Genomic DNA, 18,894 nt, shown 5'->3' with positions numbered 1-18,894 from the left:
AGCCAGCCATAAAACGAAACGGCCTCAATGGAGGCCGTTTATTGATTGAGAACGTTTATGCGTCGCCTGTATCACTGGTTAGTCAACAATGTGCGCGAGCACTTTATGATTTATCTCGCGCTGTGGCTGCTGCTAGCAGTAATCGACCTCATCTGGTTATGGTTTTACTGACGGGTCGGGATCCGGGATACCTAATTTGGTATTAAGACGACCACGGGATTTATTAAAAATCTTATTGCCATTCTCTCGCCCCGCCCGCAGTTTGCGCTGCTCCTCTTCCGGCAGTTTATGCTCTTCCATACAGGCTTCGCTGCAGCAACCGGCAAATTTCTCGGCACAAGCCGGACACTGAATAAACAGCAAATGGCAGCCGTCGTTCAGGCAATTGGTGTGGCTGTCGCATGGTGCGCCGCATTGATGGCAGTGGGCAATCACATCATCAGAAATACGCTCGCCCATTCTTTCGTCAAAGACAAAGTTCTTACCGATAAAGCGTACCGGCAATCCCTGTTCACGGGCGCGGCGCGCATACTCGATAATCCCGCCTTCGATGTGCCACACCTTATTGAAACCGCTATGCTTCATCCAGGCGCTGGCTTTCTCACAGCGAATACCGCCGGTACAGTACATGACAATCTTCTTGTCTTTGTACTCCTGCATCATCTCAACCGCTTTCGGCAATTGATCGCGGAAGGTATCCGCCGGAATTTCCATCGCGTTCTCAAAATGACCGACTTCGTACTCATAATGGTTACGCATATCGATGAATACCGCGTCCGGATCGTCCAGCATCGCGTTCACTTCCGCCGCTTTCAGATACTCGCCCACATCAGAGGGATCAAAGGTTGGGTCATTAATACCGTCGGCCACAATGCGGTCGCGGACCTTGAGGCGCAGGACCCAAAAGGATTTACCGTCATCATCCAGCGCGATGTTCAGACGTAACCCCTTTAGCGCCGGATCGAAGCTATCGAGAAATTCACGCAGCGCTGCGACCTTGCTTTCCGGCACGCTGATCTGCGCATTGATACCTTCATGGGCCAGATAGATGCGGCCAAAGACGTTCAGCTTAGTCAACGCCAGCCACAGAGCGTCGCGGGTCGCTTTCGGGTCAACGATAGTGAAATATTTATAGAACGAGATCGTCGTGCGCGGCTCGGTCTCAGCCAGCATCTGCGCCTTTAACGTCTCATTTGAAATGCGGTTGTGTAACACTGGCATGGTGTACCTGCTCGACATAGGAAATGAGTAAAATAAACGGCGGGCATCATATAGCAAACACCGTTAATTTACATCCCTACATTTTACGCTACATTTCATCCACGCGGTTTTCAGCCGTTAACAATCGGCTTCAGCCGGAGACTGCTTTTGGCGGTAGCGGAAAAAAATGCGATAATAGAACGCGTTGTTTAATCAGACAGGTATGAAATGACCCATTTACCGAAATTTTCCGCCGCGCTGCTCCATCCGCGCTACTGGCTGCTTTGGCTGGGCATAGGCCTGTTGTGGTTAGTTGTCCAACTCCCTTATCCGGTTATCTACCGTCTCGGTAATGCCATTGGTCGTCTGGCGATGCGTTTTATGAAACGCCGCGCAAAAATCGCTTATCGTAATCTTGAGCTCTGCTTTCCTGAGAAGAGCGAGCAGGAGCGTCATCAACTGGTAGTTCAAAACTTCGAGTCCGTCGGCATGGGCCTGATGGAAACCGGGATGGCATGGTTCTGGCCAACCCGACGCATTTCGCGCTGGACAGACACCATCGGCTTTGAACATGTCCGCGACGTGCAGGCACAAAACCGCGGCATCCTGCTGATTGGCATTCATTTCCTGACGCTGGAAATGGGTGCGCGCATGTTCGGCATGAATCAACCCGGTATCGGCGTCTATCGCCCGAATGACAACCCGGTTATCGACTGGCTGCAGACCTGGGGCCGCCTGCGTTCCAACAAAGATATGATTGACCGTAAAGATCTCAAAGGCATGATCCGCGCGCTGAAAAAAGGCGAAGTGGTCTGGTATGCCCCGGACCATGACTACGGCCCGACCGCCAGCGTCTTCGCCCCCCTGTTCGCCGTCGAGCAGGCCGCCACCACTTCCGGGACCTGGATGCTGGCGAAAATGTCTAAAGCGTGCATTGTGCCATTCGTCCCACGGCGCAAACCGAATGGCAAAGGCTATGAGCTCATCATGCTGCCGCCGGAATGCGATCCGCCTCTGGAAAACGCAGAAACCACCGCCGCGTGGATGAACAAAATCGTCGAACAGTGCATTTTGATGGCGCCAGAGCAATATATGTGGCTGCATCGCCGCTTTAAAACCCGTCCGGAAGGCGTGCCTTCGCGCTACTGATTGACTCACTATCCGGGCGGTTCTCTGCCCGGATAAATTCTACCGCCAGTCCTCTTAAATACTCCTTTAGCTTTAAAAGCTATGCTCCATTGCGACAACCATTTCTCAGGCGCATAATTAGCAGGCTCATATTTTCCTTTATTTTGACCCGCGCCGCGGGCCAGTGAGACCTTATGTCGTCTGCTGATACACCTATTAACTGGAAAAGAAATCTTACCGTCACCTGGCTTGGCTGCTTTTTAACCGGCGCCGCCTTTAGCCTCGTGATGCCTTTTTTGCCGCTCTACGTCGAACAGTTGGGCGTCACCGGCCATAGCGCGCTGAATATGTGGTCAGGGCTGGTCTTTAGCATAACCTTCCTCTTTTCCGCCGTTGCCTCGCCGTTCTGGGGCGGATTAGCCGACCGTAAAGGGCGTAAGATTATGCTGCTGCGTTCGGCGCTGGGGATGGCTATCGTCATGATGCTGATGGGCATGGCGCAGAACATTTGGCAATTCCTGATCCTGCGCGCGCTGCTGGGTTTACTGGGCGGGTTTATTCCCAATGCCAATGCGCTGATCGCCACCCAGATCCCCCGTCAGAAAAGCGGCTGGGCGCTAGGAACGCTTTCAACCGGCGCGGTAAGCGGCGCCCTGCTCGGCCCGCTGGCTGGCGGTTTCCTTGCCGACCACTGGGGGTTGCGCACCGTCTTCTTTATGACCGCCACGGTGCTGTTTATCTGCTTCCTGTTCACCCTGTTTTTAATCCGCGAAAACTTTGTTCCGGTGAACAAAAAAGAGATGCTCAATGCCAGGGACGTTTTCGGTTCGCTTAAGAATCCTAAACTGGTGCTGAGCTTGTTCGTCACCTCATTGATTATCCAGGTCGCTACCGGCTCCATTGCGCCGATCCTGACGCTCTACGTGCGCGACCTGGCTGGTAACGTCAGTAATATCGCCTTTATTAGCGGCATGATTGCTTCCGTACCCGGCATTGCCGCCCTATTGAGCGCGCCACGTTTAGGCAAGCTCGGCGATCGCATTGGGCCGGAAAAGATCCTGATAGTTGCTCTGGTTATCTCTGTGCTATTACTGATCCCGATGTCATTCGTTCAGACGCCGCTACAGCTAGGCATTCTGCGCTTTTTGCTCGGCGCCGCAGACGGCGCGCTGTTACCCGCCGTACAAACCCTGCTGGTGTACAACTCCACCAGCCAGATTTCGGGACGTATCTTCAGCTATAACCAGTCGTTTCGCGATATCGGCAACGTCACCGGCCCGTTAATCGGCGCCTCGGTCTCGGCCAACTACGGCTTCCGCGCCGTGTTCCTCGTCACCGCCTGTGTCGTCCTGTTTAACGCTTTTTACTCGACCATCAGTCTGCGCCGCCCACGGCACGACGCTTCAGCGGATGACGGGGGCTCGGGTAAACGTTCGGTAAATTAAGCGCTTCAGCGCTTCTCTGCCTTGACGCCAGACTAACCGCCTTCTATAGATTGAAACGTGTTCCTTTTTCATTCTTCTTAGGGGGTTAGCTATGTCAACGGAATCAGTTTTCTACGCCACGCTCGAAGAGGCCATCGACGCCGCCCGGGAAGAGTTTTTGGCCGATAATCCCGACAGCGATGAAGAAACTGCCAACATCGAACAGTTCAATATGCAGAAGTATATTCTCCAGGATGGCGATATCGCCTGGCGGGCTGAATTCTTCGCCAGCGAAGATGAAGAAGGCGAGTGCCTGGCCATGCTCAGTGGCGAAGCGGCACAGAGCGTATTTGACGGCGATTATGACGAAATCGAGCTACGCCAGGAATGGGTGGAAGAAAATACGCTACACGAATGGGATGAAGGCGAGTTTCAGCTGGAGCCTTCCCTGGATACCGAAGAGGGGCAGACCGCAGCCGATGAGTGGGACGAGCGTTAATTACTCATAGGGGCCGTGGCTGGCGTCTAGCGGTAGCAACAGCGTATCAAATACCAGCGAGAATGGCAGATCGAGAATGGTCAGATAGCGCCAGGCTGAATCACGAACATCCCACTGTACACCGGGGTAATATTGGTTGCCATGGCCCTGCCCCGGTACCGTACGGCTAATAATGCTGCCGCAGCCGCTGAGTACCAGCGTCATGGCGATAAGCACAAATATTCTCATTCACTTCCTCTCAGGCAAAAAAATACCGGCACAATTGCCGGTATTTTCCTTAACGTACGGCTTACTTCGTTTTCAAGGCCAGCGGGTTCAGCGTGAGCTGCTGATACGCCCCCACCCAGGAGGAGTATTTCTCCGGAGCGTTCCACACGCGATAGTGCAGACGCGACATCGTTACCGGATCGCTTAACAGCACCAACCGACGATCGCGGTTGAGTTTATCAGGCGTTTCATTCAGCGCCTGCTCAACGTGGCGTTCACGGGCGATATCCAGAATATGGCCGTGGCGGTGACGCGCCGTAGCCATTGCCGTCGCCAGAGCGTTGAACGATGGGTTAAACACCGCGTGCATAAAGCCATCGCCCAGCGAACGCTGACGGTTCAAAGTCAGGTAAGCATCGGTATCTTTCAGTACCTGCGGCGGCGAATACTCTTCCGGGATCAGGAACAATTTCCAGCGTTTAGTGCGCAGACCTACCGTCGCGCGGCTGGAAATCGCCGAGACAAACGGAGAGAGGATCAGCGACACGACGATAGGCGCCAGCCAGAACAGGAAACGCAGATCCAGCCACGCCATGCCAACCGCCCATACCAGCCCCAGCAGTAGCTGCGAACCGTGACGCATAAAGGCCTCGCCCCACGGTGTTGAGTCATCATCGCGCTGCGGTGAGTTCCACACTACCTCCCAACCGAGGAACGCGCTGACCACGAACACGGTATGGAACAGCATGCGCACCGGAGCCAGCAGCACCGAGAACAGTACCTCCAGCAACAGGGAGAGCGTCACGCGGAAGAAGCCGCCGTACTCTTTCGGCCCCTTGCACCACACCAGAATGATACTCAGCAGTTTTGGCAGGAACAGCAGTACCATGGTCGAAGCAAACAGCGCGATAGCCAGTTCCGGACGCCACTGTGGCCATACCGGGAATAGCTGACGCGGCTGCAGGAAGTATTGCGGCTCGGTCAGGGCGTGCACGACCTGTAGCGCCGTCGACAGCGCGAGGAACATAAACCACAGCGGCGCCGACAGATAGGACATGACGCCGGTCAGGAACACCGCACGGTGTACCGGGTGCATCCCTTTCACCAGGAACAGGCGGAAGTTCATCAGGTTACCCTGACACCAGCGTCGGTCACGCTTCAGTTCATCCAGCAGGTTCGGCGGCAGCTCTTCATAGGAGCCAGGCAGATCGTAGGCGATCCAAACGCCCCACCCCGCACGGCGCATCAGAGCAGCTTCCACGAAGTCGTGCGAAAGAATCGAGCCGGCAAAGTTACCTTCGCCCGGCAGCGGCGCCAGCGCGCAGTGTTCGATGAACGGCTTCACGCGGATAATGGCGTTGTGACCCCAGTAGTGCGATTCACCTAACTGCCAGAAGTGCAGCCCGGCGGTAAACAGCGGGCCGTACACGCGGGTGGCGAACTGCTGGCAGCGCGCATAAAGGGTATCCATACCGGAAGCGCGCGGCGAAGACTGGATGATCCCAGCATTCGGATTCGCTTCCATCAGGCGCACCAGCCCGCTCAGGCACTCGCCGGTCATTACTGAGTCAGCGTCGAGCACCACCATGTAGCTATACTGGCTACCCCAGCGACGGCAGAAATCATCGATGTTGCCGCTTTTACGCTTCACACGACGACGACGGCGACGATAGAAGATCTGGCCTTCACCCTGCACTTCGGCAATCAATTCCATCCACGCTTTTTGCTCGGCAACGCAAATATCCGGGTCGTAGCTGTCGCTGAGCACGTAAACGTCAAAATGCGCAGCGTTACCCGTCGCTTTCACCGATTCCCAGGTGGCGCGCAGACCGGCAAACACGCGATCAACATCTTCGTTACAGATAGGCATGATAAGCGCAGTCCGGTGTTCTGGGTTCAGCGGCTCGTCGCCTACGGTGGATGCCGAAATACTGTACTTATCACGCCCGATCAGCAATTGCAGGAAGCCCATCAGCGCGGTCCAGAAACCGGCCGAGACCCAGCAGAAAAGTACCGCAAAGAGGATCAGGATGCCGGTCTGCAACACGTAAGGAAGTAGCTGCATGAAGGAGACCCACAGATCCTGGCCAACCATATCGGATGGATTGATCAGCGCCCAGCCCTGATAAGGGAGGATGGTCTTCATATACCAGGTGGCCACTACCGTTTGCGCCAGCGTCAGCAGCAGCAAAATGTAGCGACGAATGGTGCCGACGGTACGCCATTTCTGCTCGCTTTCACGCTCTTCTTGCGTGAGGCGAGAGAGATAGCGCGGAGTCACGTCACGGCCACGCAGGCGATCCCAGAAGCGGCCTACCGGGTTGGTGCGCCACGGGTCGGGGATCATCGAGGAACGTTTCGCTTTCGGCATCGCATGAACCTGCGTGCGCCCTTCATCATCTTTCACCAGCTGATCGCCGGCCAGAGAGTCCGGCCAGCTATGCTCCAGCCGCGCTTTAACCGATCCTAACGGGGAATCTTCATCGCGCGGAAAATGATGATGCTCTGCGTCAAGCGCTTCATGTACGGCTTGCAGGCTCGCATCAGGTAATGCGGCCTTTTCAGCATCCGACAGCGGCAATGCGTCGATATAATTCGTTATCTTATTCATTGGCAGGCAGCTGATAGCTCCAGGTTTCGCTCAGCGTCTGATCGCCATTGACCAGCGCCGCACGCATTTCCGTGGTTTTCTTCGGATCTTTCACTTTCACGCGCAGGGTCATACGCCAACCTTTGATAACCGGGTTATAGCGCACGGAGTTTTCCACGATTTCGGCATTATCGCCGATGCTCGCCTGCGCCGTTACCGGCGTGTCCGCCGCCATTTTTTTCATGTCAGCGCCGGTGAAATCAACGATGAAAGCGATAGTGCCATCTGGCTGGCGAATGAGGTTAGACTGCTTCACATCACCGGTTGAGCGGCGAGTCTGCACCACATAAGCGCTATCTGGCGCATGCAGTTTGTCTTCATCGCGGCTGAAGGTAATAGAGTATTTGAAGTTCATCTCTTTGCCTGGTTCCGGCAGCTGATCCGGGGTCCAGTAGGTGACGATATTGTCGTTGGTTTCATCGTTGGTCGGGATTTCAACCAATTCGACTTTACCCTTACCCCAGTCGCCTTTCGGGGTGATCCACGCGCTCGGGCGCTGGTCGTAACGATCGTCGAGATCTTCAAAGCGGGAGAACTGGCGGCCACGCTGCAGCAGGCCAAACCCTTGCGGGTTCTCCATCGCATAGCTGCTGACGGCCAGATGTTTCGGATTATTCAGCGGACGCCAGATCCACTCGCCGTTACCGGCAAGAATCGACAGACCGTTGGAATCATGTAGTTCCGGACGATAGTTAGTCGTCGGCGACGGTTGATTCGGCCCAAACAGGAACATACTGGTCAACGGCGCCACGCCGAGTTTACCGACTTTGTCGCGCAGATAAACCTTCGACTGCACATCAACCACGGTGTCGCGCCCAGGCATAACCACAAAACGATAGGCGCCGGTCGCACGCGGGGAATCCAACAGCGCATAGATAGTTAAACGCTTATCGGTCGCTTTCGGGCGCTCAATCCAGAACTCGCGGAAACGAGGAAACTCTTCGCCTGACGGCAGCGCGGTATCGATAGCCAGGCCGCGGGCGGAAAGCCCGTATACCTGACCCTGGCCAAGAACGCGGAAGTAGCTGGCTCCGAGCATGCTGACGATTTCGTCATTCTTGTCTTTGCTATTGATCGGATACAGTACTTTAAAACCGGCGAAACCAAGGTCTTTCACCGTGTCTTTATCGTGTTGCACATTGCCAAAATTAAAATAATCCGGGCTATATTTAATTTTACGTACGCTGGTGCTGGTCACTTCATTAATAGTAACCGGCGTGTCGAAATACATGCCCTGGTGGTAAAATTCCAGCTTGAACGGGGTTTTCAGGTTATTCCAGTACGCTTTGTCGTGATTGAACTGGATTTGCTGGTAATCCGCGTATTTCATATCGCGGAAGGCGGAGGGCAGGTTACTTTTCGGCGCTTCATAGCCTTTCCCGGCTAACGTTTTCGCCTGTTTTGCTACGTCATCAATGCTGAATGCCCATGCAGATGAAGTACACAGGGACAACATTACGGCTGCGCTTAACCAACGCATTTTCATCATCTGTGGTTTATGTTTCATAGTAAGTAAGCACTTCCCCCTTTGTGTGCTTAAATCGATCCGATCTATTTTAATGGAAACTCAGGCAATCCGACAACATAATCCCTGCATTGTTCAGCTTAGCGGACCAGGGAATAAACAGTTCTCTGTCCCATATTGCACTTTGCGTACTTATCCTGGAGACAGATACCCTGAGTTCATGTAGGGTTGCTGGGAATGTAACCGTTATCGCCGCGAGTGATAAGACGAATTGTCTGAGATTGTTGTGAATTTATGAATAAAACACCAGTAGAGCGTGAATATTTCTTCGACAGCATCCGCGCCTGGCTGATGCTGCTGGGGATACCCTTTCACATTTCGCTTATCTACTCCAGCCACAGCTGGCATGTGAATAGCCTGGAACCCTCCTGGGGGTTAACGCTGTTCAACGACTTTATCCATGCTTTCCGCATGCAGGTCTTCTTTGTTATTTCCGGCTACTTCTCTTACATGCTGTTTTTACGCTATCCCCTAAAGAAATGGTGGAAAGTACGCGTAGAGCGCGTTGGCATTCCGATGCTCACCGCGATTCCACTTCTGACTTTGCCGCAGTTCTTGATGCTGCAATACGTTAATGGTAAAGCGCAAAACTGGCACACGCTCTCCGGCTATGACAAATTCAACACCCTGGCATGGGAGCTTATCTCTCATCTGTGGTTCCTGCTGGTGCTGGTCGTGCTGACCACTCTCGGCGTGGTGCTGTTTAAGTGGCTGGCCAATCGAGGGAAAACGCAGACCGCCAGCTTTGGTGACACTGTCACATTTGGTCAATTATCGCTTATTTTCCTTGGACTTGGCGTGTTGTATGCGGTAATTCGTCGCACTATTTTTATCGTTTACCCGCCGATTCTCAGCAACGGACTGTTTAACTTCATCGTTATGCAGACCCTGTTCTATCTGCCGTTCTTTGTTCTCGGCGCTCAGACGTTCATCAACCCGCGGCTAAAAGCGATGTTCACCACCTCATCACCCTGGTGTTTTGTCGGCGCACTGCTGGGCTTTATCGCCTATCGTCTTAACCAGCAGTATGGTTCCGGCGATAGCTGGATGTATGAAACCGAATCGGTGATTACCATGGTGCTTGGGCTGTGGATGGTGAACGTGGTATTCTCGCTGGGCCACCGCCTGCTCAACTTCCAGTCCGCTCGGGTGACTTACTTCGTCAACGCCTCGCTGTTTATCTACCTGGTGCATCATCCCCTCACCCTGCTGTACGGGGCGTGGATTACGCCAATAATCAAATCGAATCTGTTAGGTTTTATCGCCGGGCTGGTGTTTGTAGTGGGTATTGCGCTGGTGCTGTACGAAATCCATCTACGTATTCCGCTGCTGCGCTTCCTGTTCTCAGGCAAACCGCAGCAAAAACCGGCGAAAGCGCCGGTGTCGGTTAACTAAAATCCGCAACCGGCAGCGCGCCTGCGTGCTGCCGGTGCCGCGATTCATTCTGCCAGCAATAATCGCTGATAGATCTCCGCCGTTTCGTTATCAAAGCAGACAAAGCACACTCGTTCCAGTGGATTATATCGGGTGAGGAAAGCCTTCACCGTTTTCACCGCAATTTCCGCCGCCGCCTGTTTCGGATAGCCATATACGCCGGTGCTGATAGCCGGAAAAGCAATAGATCGATAATTATTGGCTGCCGCCAGCAACAGACTATTGCGATAGGCATCCGTCAGTAATTCGGCCTCTTGCTCGTCACCGCCGTGCCAGACGGGGCCGACTGCATGAATCACCGCGCTGGCCGGTAGATTACCGGCGCTGGTGATAACCGCATGCCCGGGCGGACATTCGCCCTGCTGCTGGCGGACTATTTTGCAGGCTGCCAGTAGTTTCGGGCCCGCTGCGCGATGAATGGCGCCATCAACACCGCCGCCGCCCAGTAACGATGGGTTTGCCGCGTTGACAATAACATCTACCTGCAACGTCGTGATATCGCCGAGAACCACCTCAGGTTGAACAACCATTTCCCCCTCCTGTCGGCAAACGTCTTCATACTTAGCGTGGTGTCTACTATGGCATGATAGCCCCCAAGGCGGAAGCCTGAGGGGCAGTAATTAGCGATAATTCACTTCGAGGATAGCGCGGGTATGTTGCGGATCAATATACTTTAATTGTGCTGAACGGACGGCGTCATTGCTGTAATTTCCCGTCGTCAGCACCTGGGGCGAAAGCGCCCGGGTAGGCAGCTGCTGGCAGGCCATTTCAATCTTTTCGCCCACACTATTGGCTTCGCAGGACGGATCGACGACCTGCCCATAAATGGCGACAACGCCGTCGGTCGGCGCGGCGTGCACTGCTCCAAACAAGCACGACAACATCAGACATGGCATCGCGAAGGTGTGGATTTTTTTTATCACGGCAGTCTCCTCTGTTTAATAGCAAAGAAGCAACAGGCCATCCATGAGCGCACTGCGCCGCCAGAATACGGCAAGGCAATGATTGCGTTATGAAATACAAATATATTACTTTTTGTTTTCTTTTTGCTAACAAAATCGATTCATCTTGATTTTGCTACAAAAAAGCAGCGTGAGAATGTCAGGAGAGAGGCGCGGCGAAGGCCCCCGCTGGATCTGCAGGGGCCTTGCTATTACCGATAACTCACTTCGAGAATAGCGTTGGTGTGCTGGGGATTGATAAAGGTGAACTGTGTAGATTTGATATTGGCATGTTGCAGATCTCCCCGGGCTACCTGCTGGGCAGAAAAAGTGACTGACTTCTGCTTAGCGCAAGCCATCGAGACCTGATCTTCTGAAGAACGAATTTTACAAGGCGGTTCGACAACGCCGCCGTGGAAACGAATCACGCCGCTTGCGGCGTTAGAGGTAGTTGAAAAAGTCAATAAAGCGGGAAGGAAACAAACTGTAGCAAGTAGTACGCCAGTCATTTTTTTCACGGCAAAACCCCTCTGCGTAACGGTCAAAAAAACCTTACAAATCATCCATGAGCGCAGTTGAATACAAGCAACTACATACAAAATCAGTATATATATGAAGTACCCGTTGATACTTTTTTCTCTCCGTTTTTGCAAACGGTATCAAATTATTATGGTTTGTTTGCTCAAAATGTCTGCATTAAGAGGAAAAAACAATCGAAGAGGGGTTGATGCGAAAAGGCTTTCATGTAGCGAGTGACGGGAAGCTTACTCCCGTCGTCGAGGAAATGTGAAGAAAATCAGACGTTATCGTTAGCCAGAGACTTATTCTTTGCCGCTCGCGCCGCCAGCCACAGCCCGCTGTTTTTCATGGCATAGCCAAAGACCAATCCCAGCGCCAGCGATGGCACGACAATGTGCCAGTCGCCGCTCGCGGCAAAGGTCGCGCAGGCGCCGATAAAGGTTCCGGGAACAAAAGAGAGCAACAGCTGACGCGCCTGAATACACATCAGGAAGGCGACTATTCCGGTCATCACATAGCTGAGGATTTCCAACTGCGGCGCCAGCGCGCTACCGTAAATAATCACCAGCGCCCATATCACGCCGCTCATGACCGTGCAGGCGGAAATCAACAGCCCTTTCAGGCCGCCCTGCGGGCAAGCGAAATAGGCCGTACAGCCGAGGAAACCGGCCCAGCTCAGCAGGCCAAGTGAGACCGCCACCCATCCCCAAATACCGGAGAGAATGCCCGTCGTGAGTGCGATTGCGAAGAGTATGTTCATGCCGCGTATCATAGCAGATACGCGGCAACCAAATGCGATCCAGAACACACAATATGAATGCGTGAGCTTGCTGTTTCACACTAAAGGTGACTTACATCACAATTATTCGTCGTTTTCTTCCTGCAGCTCATCCCACATGGCGGATATAGCTTCACGCGTGAGTAGCGCCATGGTACGCCAGAATGCGGTTTGCGCATGCGCCTCGACTTTACCGAGGAAGGTGCCGCACCACGGTAAGAGGTAATCAGCAAACAACGTTTCCAACGTTTCGCTTTCGTCATCTGAGGCATGATCTTCAAGCCAGGATGCGGCCAGCAGTAGGGATCCAATATGATCGGTTGGCCCATCGCCAGTGGGAATACCGTGTTGAGTAAGAAAACCGCGGACTTCCGCTTCCGTGGCGCCTTCAACCCACGCGCTGCGATAAGGCGAGACCGCACATTCGTCACCAACGAACAGGGCGTTGTAATCAGCGGTTAACGGCTGGGTATCACAACTCTTCTGCAGACGCTCCAGTAATTCATCCTGTTCCAGCGGCCAACTGGCGGCCAGCTTGCCATCGCGAATCAGCGTGAACAGCGGCACCAACAGCGGGTCCTGCGGCTGACGATAGTACAGCGAGCCCAGCACGCGACAGAGGATTGAAAATTCATTCATACAATATGTTCCAGTGGTTCAAATTAAAGGTCTGCAAATTCCGCAATCGCCGGCATTCCGCGTGATTCGAGGAAATTCAGTAGTCGACGCGGACTGACGTTAAGGATCCGCTCTTCCGGGAAGTTCACCGCGTCGAGGATTTTGCGACATTCGGTAAATTCGCCAAGCGTAAAGGCGGTATGGGAGTCCGAACCCAGCGCCACCCAACCACCCGCATCACGCACGGCGGCGGCGATTGCCCGGCAATTATCTTCACTACCGATACGCGATGAAAGGAAAGAGGAATTATTAATTTCCAGCGCCACATGATGCTTTGCCGCTGCTTCGGCTACTGCCGGAATATCGATCGGGAATTTCGGATTGCCTGGATGGCTAATCATGTGGACTGCGCCACTGGCAATCGCGGCAATCATCGCTTCAGTGTGGGTGGCTTTATCCTGAGGCGGAAATACCGGCTCATGAAAACCGGCAATGATCAGATCCAGCGAGGTCAGCATTGGTCCGGTACAGTCAATTTCACCCTGGGTATTTTTAATATTCGCTTCAATGCCGCGCAGAATGCCGACGCCATCTACCAGACGCGGCCAGATACGCATATTGACGAAATGCCAGTAGTGCGGCGCATCGGCCATATCCGGGCCGTGATCGGTGATGGCAAAAAGTTTAATGCCTTTACGTTTGGCCTCGGCAATATAGTCATGCAGGGTACTATAGGCGTGGGTGCTGGCGACGGTATGCATGTGCAGGTCAACAGGATACATCACAATCTCCTCCTCTGTTTGTGGCAAGAATAGCAGGAATCAGGAGTCATGATCAGTAAAAACCCCGCCGTAGCGGGGTTATCGATTAGTAGCCGCGTTGGCGATCGACCTGCCCGCTGACCGTTTCACCACGCTCCAGGCGGCTAATGGTACTGGCAATATAAGCGATTGCTTCCTGTGGACGGGTAACGGCGGCAATATGCGGCGTCATGGCCACACGCGGATGCGCCCACAGCGGGCTCTCTTTCGGCAGCGGTTCGCGGCTAAAGACATCCAGCATCGCCCCTTTCACCTTACCGCTGTCAAGCGCGGCCAGTAAATCCGGCTCAACTATATGTACGCCGCGGGCGAGATTCAGAACATAGCTGTTATCCGGAAGTTGAGAGAGTAAAGTTTCATTAATGATGCCGACGGTTTCAGCCGTATTTGGCAACAGGTTGATCAGCACGCGGGTTTGCCGTAAAAATGCGCCCAGTTCTTCCTGACCGGCAAAACTCTCAACTTGCGGCCAGGATTTGTGGCTACGGCTCCAGCAGCGCACTGGGAAACCCCAGCGCAACAGGCTTTCCGCGACTTTGCCGCCCAACACCCCTGCCCCCATAATGCCGATAGTGAAATCTTCGCGACGGTATTCCGGCAACGGCTGCCAGCGGGATTGCAGCTTCAGCGCCTGATAATCATCAAAGCGGCGGAACCAGTGCAGTACCTGGCTTACCGCATATTCCTGCATCTGCAGGCCCATGCCGGTATCTTCGAGGCGGAACAGCGGGACAGAAAGCGGCAGCATTTCCGGATGCTCCCGCAGCTTGCTAAGAATGGAATCCACGCCAGCGCCGAGAGCAAAAACCGCTTTCAGCTCGCGTCCCTGAAGCATTTCTACCGGTGGATGCCAGACCAGCGCATAGTCGGCTGGTTGATTGTCGCCAGGTTTCCACTCACGAACGCGCGCTCCCGGCAGATGTTTTTCCAGCTCTGCGATCCAGTAGGGGGTATCGAACGTCGGGTGGTAAAAAATAATCTCCATAATGACTCCTGATTACTGACGCGTGAGTAGGTTGAGGTTTGCGTCGTGTTTTACTCTTTGTTTTGTATTGGTTTGCCAGCATAACAAATTTCGTATCGCTATTGAGGAATAAAGAGAATGGTGACAAAAAAAACGATTCCCGCGCGTTTAAGAAGCAAGTTGTTTGAAGTTTGGCTAAACGCATCTTTTTTTAAAAAAGTTGATTGACGGGAGATACGTATTTCCCTACATTAGCGCCCGTTCCCAGCAACAACGGGAAAGACAATATGGTGAGGTGTCCGAGTGGCTGAAGGAGCACGCCTGGAAAGTGTGTATACGGCAACGTATCGGGGGTTCGAATCCCCCCCTCACCGCCATATTCGAGATGAGAGCTCGTACGAAAGTACGGGCTTTTTTCTTTTATATTCTCCGTACGGGGGGATGAGAACCCCCGACCGGGGTTCGACAACTGGCGCAGCCAGTTGGACAGACCGCGAACGCAGTAAGCGGGCTGCCCCACAGGGGCGAGCGAAGCGAGTCAATCCCCCCCTCACCGCCATATTCGAGATGAGAGCTCGTACGAAAGTACGGGCTTTTTTCGCATATGGCACCGCCGCCCTTCCCGGGGTCGGCATAAATGCCTCGCCCGGGCTACCTATACCGTAGGCCCCGCCACCAGTAGCCCGGCCAAGCGCAGCGCCGCCGGGAAACCCGCAGGCCGCACCACCAGTAGCCCGTCCAGGCACAGCGCCGCCGGGAAAAAGAGCCTGAGCTAATCCTCTTCCATCCGTTGATACTCTTCGCTGAGATAATCCACCAGCGCTCTGACAGAAGGTAATAAACCGCGCCGCGAAGCAAACACCGCATGAATGACTTCCCGCCGCGGCTGCCACTCATCAAGCACGATTTCCAACTCCCCTGATGCCAACTGATCGCGCACCATTAATAAAGGAAGCTGAACCACACCAACGCCCGCCATAGCCGCCTCGCGCAGCGCCAGCATATCGCTGGTCACCATCCGCGGCGTGAAATAAACCTCGGCCCGCGCCCCCTCTGGCCCGGTAAGTTGCCATTTATGCTGATGTTTTCCGGCGCCAATACTTAGCCCCGGCCAGGTGCTCAATTCCGCCGGCGCCTGCGGGCGCCCAAGCCTGGCTATCAGCGCCGGACTCGCCACCAGGCGATGGCCGCGATCGGCCAACACCCGCATGACCAGGTCGCTATCTTCAAATGGCCTTGGTCGCACGCGAATGGCCACATCAACCCCCTCGCCCACCACATCCACCCGCCGATTGGTGGCTTCCAGATGTAGCGTCACCCCAGGATATCGCACCATAAAGCGCGCCAGCATCGGGCCAACATGGGCATGCAACAGGGTTACCGGACAGGTGAGCTTGACGCTGCCGCGCGGTTCAGACTGCAGCGTTTCTACCGCCTGATGCGCCGCTTCGGCTTCTATCAACATCGCCTTGCAGTGTTGATAGAAAGTTTGGCCGACTTCCGTGACGGCGAACTGTCGGGTGGTTCGTTGAATCAGACGCACGCCCAGGCGCTCTTCCAGTTGCGCAATGCGGCGGCTGAGTTTGGATTTGGGCTGGTCGAGCGCCCGACCGGCAGCGGCAAAACCGCCATGGTCGACCACCTGAACAAACCAGGCCAGGTCGTTGAGATCCTGCATCCTTTTCTCCATCGTTCCATTTTTAGAACAGTATAGGTCATTTTCGCTATCTACCGGAATATTAGCCCCAGATATAAGCTTATTCACATCAGATACAGACACGCAGGAGATAACCATGAAACAGATTACTGGCGTTTACACCGCCCCTTCGCAGCACTGGGTGGGCGACGGTTTCCCGGTTCGCTCAATGTTTTCTTACCAGACCCACGGCGAACAATTGAGCCCGTTCTTACTGCTTGACTACGCCGGCCCGCACACGTTTCCGGCGGGAAGCGGTAAACGCGGCGTCGGCGAGCATCCGCATCGCGGATTCGAAACCGTCACCATTGTCTACTCCGGTGAAGTCGAGCATCGCGACTCAACCGGTAGAGGCGGCGTTATCGGCCCTGGCGACGTGCAGTGGATGACGGCAGGCGCCGGGATCCTGCATGAAGAGTTTCACTCCGAAGCGTTCACCCGCTCCGGCGGTGAACTGAAAATGATGCAGCTGTGGGTCAACCTGCCGGCGAAAGACAAAATGACGACCCCGGGCTATCAGAGCATTACCGCAGACGTCATTCCGCAAGCAACGCTGGAAGACGACGCCGGGACCGTCAGAGTGATTGCCGGACGTTACGGCGATGTCGCCGGCCCAGCGCACACATTCTCACCGTTAAACGTGTGGGATATGCAGCTCAAACAAAGTCACGATGTGACATTGCGTCAGCCGGAAGGCTGGAGCACCGCGTTGGTCGTGCTCGAAGGCGAAGTCACCGTCAACGGTACGGAAAACGCACGGGAAGGACAGCTGGTAGTGCTGAGCCAAAAAGGTGAAGCCTTCCATCTGGAAGCGAGCTCCAACGCGAAGGTTCTGCTGATGGCCGGCGAACCGCTACAGGAGCCGATCGTGGGCTACGGCCCGTTTGTGATGAATACCAAAACGCAAATTGCCGAAGCAATTCGCGATTTTAACAGCGGCCGTTTTGGCCAAATCTAACGAAATTGAGGTGAAGAATATGTCTACTCCAGCTAACTTTAACGGTTCTCGTCCGGTGATTGATGTTAACGATACCGCGATGCTGTTGATTGACCACCAAAGCGGCCTGTTCCAGACCGTTGGCGATATGCCGATGCCGGAACTGCGCGCTCGCGCCGCCGCGCTGGCGAAAATGGCATCGCTTGCCGGGATCCCGGTGATCACCACCGCTTCCGTGCCGCAAGGTCCGAACGGCCCGTTGATTCCGGAAATTCATGAGAATGCGCCGCATGCGAAGTATATTGCGCGTAAAGGCGAGATCAACGCCTGGGACAACCCGGAGTTTGTCGCAGCGGTGAAAGCGACCGGACGTAAAACCTTAATCATCGCCGGTACCATTACCAGCGTGTGCATGGCTTTCCCGGCAATTGCCGCCGTCGCCGACGGTTATAAAGTGTTTGCCGTTATCGATGCCTCCGGTACCTACAGCAAAATGGCGCAGGAGATCACCCTGGCCCGCGTAGTCCAGGCCGGCGTAGTACCAATGGATACCGCCGCGGTAGCCTCTGAAATGCAGCGCACCTGGAACCGTCCGGATGCCGCCGAGTGGGCTGAGGTGTATACCAAAGTCTTCCCGGCGTATCAGTTGCTGATTGAAAGCTACAGCAAGGCGCAGGACGTCGTGAAGAACAACGAAAAGCTGGATTCCCAGCGTTAAAATAGCTGCCCCGTCGATGAATCGACGGGGCAGTGTTCATTGCTTAACCGAACGGTAAAGAAAGAAAAAAATATGCTTGACCGTTTTAGCGCAACTCCCTATAGTAGCGCCCCGTTGCCCACCCAAGGTGAGCAGCAAGACAATATGGTGAGGTGTCCGAGTGGCTGAAGGAGCACGCCTGGAAAGTGTGTATACGGCAACGTATCGGGGGTTCGAATCCCCCCCTCACCGCCATATTCGAGATGAGAGCTCGTACGCAAGTACGGGCTCTTTTCTTTTATATTCTCCGTACGGGGGGATGAGAACCCCCGACCGGGGTTCGACAACTGGCGCAGCCAGTTGGACAGACCGCGAACGCAGTAAGCGGGCTGCCCCGACAAAAACGCCGGGAGCGTTTTTGAACAACGCCTGCGTTGGCCCCGAAGGGGCGAGGCCCATGGATGGGCCGAGTAACGGCGAGCGAAGCGAGTCAATCCCCCCCTCACCGCCATATTCGAGATAAGAGCTCGTACGCAAGTACGGGCTCTTTTCGCATCTGGCCCCTGTAAACTTTCCCGGGGTCGGCATAAATGCCTCGCCCGGGCTACTCATCCCACAGGACGCACCACCAGCCAGTAGCCCATCCAGGCGCAGCGCCGCCGGGAAACCCGCAGGCCGCACCACCAGCCAGTAGCCCGGCCAGGTACAACGCCGCCGGGAATCCCACAGGCCGCACCACCACCAGTAGCCCGTCCAGGTACAACGCCGCCGGGAATCCCACAGGCCGCACCACCACCAGTAGCCCGTCCAGGCGCAGCGCCGCCGGGGAATGCTGCGAAAACAACAAAGCCCGGGA

At 54.7% G+C, this 18,894-nt stretch carries 20 protein-coding genes and 2 tRNA genes; 9 read left to right on the top strand and 13 right to left on the bottom strand.

All coding sequences use genetic code 11. The features are described from left to right. The first annotated feature begins 57 nt into the window (after positions 1-57). Entirely contained in the window at positions 58-171 is a 114-nt protein-coding gene (locus AC2CGP_RS15275) for a YceO family protein (RefSeq protein ID WP_015367210.1), read from the top strand. Here AC2CGP_RS15275 and trhO read toward each other — a convergent pair. After that, positions 157-1,221 carry an oxygen-dependent tRNA uridine(34) hydroxylase TrhO gene (trhO, locus tag AC2CGP_RS15270; protein ID WP_020079152.1) on the bottom strand — a complete coding sequence of 355 codons (1,065 nt, stop codon included), beginning with the start codon at positions 1,219-1,221 and terminating at the stop codon, positions 157-159. The two genes, AC2CGP_RS15275 and trhO, sit on opposite strands and share 15 nt — an antisense overlap. Before the next feature lie 207 nt (positions 1,222-1,428). Here trhO and AC2CGP_RS15265 point away from each other — a divergent pair, with 207 nt between their 5' ends. The 3 genes from AC2CGP_RS15265 to AC2CGP_RS15255 all read left to right on the top strand — a co-directional run bounded on the left by AC2CGP_RS15265 (position 1,429) and on the right by AC2CGP_RS15255 (position 4,251). After that, positions 1,429-2,349, top strand: coding sequence for a Kdo(2)-lipid IV(A) acyltransferase (locus AC2CGP_RS15265; RefSeq protein ID WP_020079153.1), 921 nt, complete (start codon positions 1,429-1,431; stop codon positions 2,347-2,349). A gap of 173 nt (positions 2,350-2,522) precedes the next feature. Beyond that, positions 2,523-3,773: a multidrug efflux MFS transporter MdtG gene (mdtG, locus tag AC2CGP_RS15260; RefSeq protein ID WP_015705027.1), complete on the top strand. Its 1,251-nt coding sequence runs from the start codon at positions 2,523-2,525 to the stop codon at positions 3,771-3,773. Positions 3,774-3,864: 91 nt separating this feature from the next. Continuing rightward, positions 3,865-4,251 (top strand): MysB family protein, encoded by a 387-nt coding sequence (locus AC2CGP_RS15255; protein ID WP_015705026.1) that lies wholly within the window; start codon positions 3,865-3,867, stop codon positions 4,249-4,251. Here the strand turns inward: AC2CGP_RS15255 and AC2CGP_RS15250 are convergent, their stop codons facing one another. The 3 genes from AC2CGP_RS15250 to mdoG form a co-directional block, all read right to left on the bottom strand. Beyond that, on the bottom strand, positions 4,252-4,479 hold the full coding sequence (locus AC2CGP_RS15250; protein ID WP_015367215.1) for a YceK/YidQ family lipoprotein: 228 nt from the start codon (positions 4,477-4,479) through the stop codon (positions 4,252-4,254). 61 nt (positions 4,480-4,540) lie between these two features. After that, positions 4,541-7,069: a glucans biosynthesis glucosyltransferase MdoH gene (gene mdoH / locus AC2CGP_RS15245; protein WP_411303324.1), complete on the bottom strand. Its 2,529-nt coding sequence runs from the start codon at positions 7,067-7,069 to the stop codon at positions 4,541-4,543. Next, the gene (gene mdoG / locus AC2CGP_RS15240; protein ID WP_015367217.1) at positions 7,062-8,615 is read right to left on the bottom strand and encodes a glucans biosynthesis protein MdoG; all 1,554 of its coding nucleotides are present in this window, start codon (positions 8,613-8,615) and stop codon (positions 7,062-7,064) included. Before mdoG ends, mdoH begins: the two co-directional genes overlap by 8 nt. A 252-nt stretch (positions 8,616-8,867) precedes the next feature. Here mdoG and mdoC point away from each other — a divergent pair, with 252 nt between their 5' ends. After that, positions 8,868-10,028, top strand: coding sequence for a glucans biosynthesis protein MdoC (gene mdoC, locus AC2CGP_RS15235; RefSeq protein ID WP_047058267.1), 1,161 nt, complete (start codon positions 8,868-8,870; stop codon positions 10,026-10,028). A gap of 44 nt (positions 10,029-10,072) precedes the next feature. Here mdoC and ymdB read toward each other — a convergent pair whose 3' ends face one another. From ymdB to ghrA, 7 genes are all read right to left on the bottom strand, one after another. Then, a complete protein-coding gene (ymdB, locus tag AC2CGP_RS15230; RefSeq protein WP_047058266.1) occupies positions 10,073-10,597 on the bottom strand; it encodes an O-acetyl-ADP-ribose deacetylase in 525 nt (174 codons plus the stop codon). Between the two features lie 90 nt (positions 10,598-10,687). Beyond that, positions 10,688-10,990, bottom strand: coding sequence for a type 1 fimbrial protein (locus tag AC2CGP_RS15225; RefSeq protein ID WP_015705021.1), 303 nt, complete (start codon positions 10,988-10,990; stop codon positions 10,688-10,690). A 230-nt stretch (positions 10,991-11,220) separates the two neighbouring features. Then, complete coding sequence (locus AC2CGP_RS15220) at positions 11,221-11,517, bottom strand: fimbrial assembly protein (RefSeq protein ID WP_223575861.1); 297 nt, start codon at positions 11,515-11,517, stop codon at positions 11,221-11,223. Between the two features lie 287 nt (positions 11,518-11,804). Further along, the gene (locus AC2CGP_RS15215) at positions 11,805-12,287 is read right to left on the bottom strand and encodes a DUF1097 domain-containing protein (RefSeq protein ID WP_047053118.1); all 483 of its coding nucleotides are present in this window, start codon (positions 12,285-12,287) and stop codon (positions 11,805-11,807) included. Positions 12,288-12,389: 102 nt separating this feature from the next. After that, positions 12,390-12,944 carry a TorD/DmsD family molecular chaperone gene (locus AC2CGP_RS15210; protein WP_015705018.1) on the bottom strand — a complete coding sequence of 185 codons (555 nt, stop codon included), beginning with the start codon at positions 12,942-12,944 and terminating at the stop codon, positions 12,390-12,392. Between the two features lie 23 nt (positions 12,945-12,967). Continuing rightward, on the bottom strand, positions 12,968-13,705 hold the full coding sequence (locus tag AC2CGP_RS15205) for a phosphatase (RefSeq protein WP_015367224.1): 738 nt from the start codon (positions 13,703-13,705) through the stop codon (positions 12,968-12,970). An 85-nt stretch (positions 13,706-13,790) separates the two neighbouring features. Further along, positions 13,791-14,729: a glyoxylate/hydroxypyruvate reductase GhrA gene (gene ghrA / locus AC2CGP_RS15200; RefSeq protein WP_047058265.1), complete on the bottom strand. Its 939-nt coding sequence runs from the start codon at positions 14,727-14,729 to the stop codon at positions 13,791-13,793. 268 nt (positions 14,730-14,997) lie between these two features. On the opposite strand from ghrA, the gene AC2CGP_RS15195 reads away from it, so the two are divergent. Continuing rightward, positions 14,998-15,085: transfer RNA gene (locus tag AC2CGP_RS15195), tRNA-Ser, on the top strand. Between the two features lie 395 nt (positions 15,086-15,480). Here AC2CGP_RS15195 and AC2CGP_RS15190 read toward each other — a convergent pair. Then, positions 15,481-16,386: a LysR family transcriptional regulator gene (locus AC2CGP_RS15190; protein WP_015367227.1), complete on the bottom strand. Its 906-nt coding sequence runs from the start codon at positions 16,384-16,386 to the stop codon at positions 15,481-15,483. A 115-nt stretch (positions 16,387-16,501) separates the two neighbouring features. On the opposite strand from AC2CGP_RS15190, the gene AC2CGP_RS15185 reads away from it, so the two are divergent. The 3 genes from AC2CGP_RS15185 (at position 16,502) to AC2CGP_RS15175 (ending at position 18,293) form a co-directional block, all read left to right on the top strand. After that, on the top strand, positions 16,502-17,362 hold the full coding sequence (locus tag AC2CGP_RS15185) for a pirin family protein (protein ID WP_032711387.1): 861 nt from the start codon (positions 16,502-16,504) through the stop codon (positions 17,360-17,362). 19 nt (positions 17,363-17,381) lie between these two features. Further along, positions 17,382-18,059: an isochorismatase family protein gene (locus AC2CGP_RS15180; RefSeq protein WP_213759496.1), complete on the top strand. Its 678-nt coding sequence runs from the start codon at positions 17,382-17,384 to the stop codon at positions 18,057-18,059. Between the two features lie 146 nt (positions 18,060-18,205). Continuing rightward, a tRNA-Ser gene (locus AC2CGP_RS15175) sits at positions 18,206-18,293 on the top strand. A 349-nt stretch (positions 18,294-18,642) separates the two neighbouring features. Here the strand turns inward: AC2CGP_RS15175 and AC2CGP_RS15170 are convergent. Beyond that, a complete protein-coding gene (locus AC2CGP_RS15170; protein WP_484502387.1) occupies positions 18,643-18,885 on the bottom strand; it encodes a hypothetical protein in 243 nt (80 codons plus the stop codon). Positions 18,886-18,894 lie beyond the last annotated feature (9 nt).

This window comes from Klebsiella sp. SYXHC3 (assembly GCF_057196925.1).
The sequence above is the reverse complement of the archived record's forward strand: the minus strand, read 5'-3'. Positions and strand labels throughout refer to the sequence as shown.

Bases quoted from the DNA above. Each gene is read 5' to 3' on its own strand.
- AC2CGP_RS15185 (WP_032711387.1), top strand. From the start codon at position 16,502: ATGAAACAGATTACTGGCGTTTACACCGCCCCTTCGCAGCACTGGGTG.
- AC2CGP_RS15265 (WP_020079153.1), top strand. From the start codon at position 1,429: ATGACCCATTTACCGAAATTTTCCGCCGCGCTGCTCCATCCGCGCTAC.
- AC2CGP_RS15205 (WP_015367224.1), bottom strand. From the start codon at position 13,705: ATGTATCCTGTTGACCTGCACATGCATACCGTCGCCAGCACCCACGCC.
- AC2CGP_RS15255 (WP_015705026.1), top strand. From the start codon at position 3,865: ATGTCAACGGAATCAGTTTTCTACGCCACGCTCGAAGAGGCCATCGAC.
- AC2CGP_RS15215 (WP_047053118.1), bottom strand. From the start codon at position 12,287: ATGAACATACTCTTCGCAATCGCACTCACGACGGGCATTCTCTCCGGT.
- mdoC (WP_047058267.1), top strand. From the start codon at position 8,868: ATGAATAAAACACCAGTAGAGCGTGAATATTTCTTCGACAGCATCCGC.
- ghrA (WP_047058265.1), bottom strand. From the start codon at position 14,729: ATGGAGATTATTTTTTACCACCCGACGTTCGATACCCCCTACTGGATC.
- AC2CGP_RS15180 (WP_213759496.1), top strand. From the start codon at position 17,382: ATGTCTACTCCAGCTAACTTTAACGGTTCTCGTCCGGTGATTGATGTT.
- AC2CGP_RS15190 (WP_015367227.1), bottom strand. From the start codon at position 16,386: ATGCAGGATCTCAACGACCTGGCCTGGTTTGTTCAGGTGGTCGACCAT.
- mdoG (WP_015367217.1), bottom strand. From the start codon at position 8,615: ATGAAACATAAACCACAGATGATGAAAATGCGTTGGTTAAGCGCAGCC.
- trhO (WP_020079152.1), bottom strand. From the start codon at position 1,221: ATGCCAGTGTTACACAACCGCATTTCAAATGAGACGTTAAAGGCGCAG.
- mdoH (WP_411303324.1), bottom strand. From the start codon at position 7,069: ATGAATAAGATAACGAATTATATCGACGCATTGCCGCTGTCGGATGCT.
- AC2CGP_RS15210 (WP_015705018.1), bottom strand. From the start codon at position 12,944: ATGAATGAATTTTCAATCCTCTGTCGCGTGCTGGGCTCGCTGTACTAT.
- AC2CGP_RS15220 (WP_223575861.1), bottom strand. From the start codon at position 11,517: ATGACTGGCGTACTACTTGCTACAGTTTGTTTCCTTCCCGCTTTATTG.
- ymdB (WP_047058266.1), bottom strand. From the start codon at position 10,597: ATGGTTGTTCAACCTGAGGTGGTTCTCGGCGATATCACGACGTTGCAG.
- AC2CGP_RS15250 (WP_015367215.1), bottom strand. From the start codon at position 4,479: ATGAGAATATTTGTGCTTATCGCCATGACGCTGGTACTCAGCGGCTGC.
- mdtG (WP_015705027.1), top strand. From the start codon at position 2,523: ATGTCGTCTGCTGATACACCTATTAACTGGAAAAGAAATCTTACCGTC.
- AC2CGP_RS15275 (WP_015367210.1), top strand. From the start codon at position 58: ATGCGTCGCCTGTATCACTGGTTAGTCAACAATGTGCGCGAGCACTTT.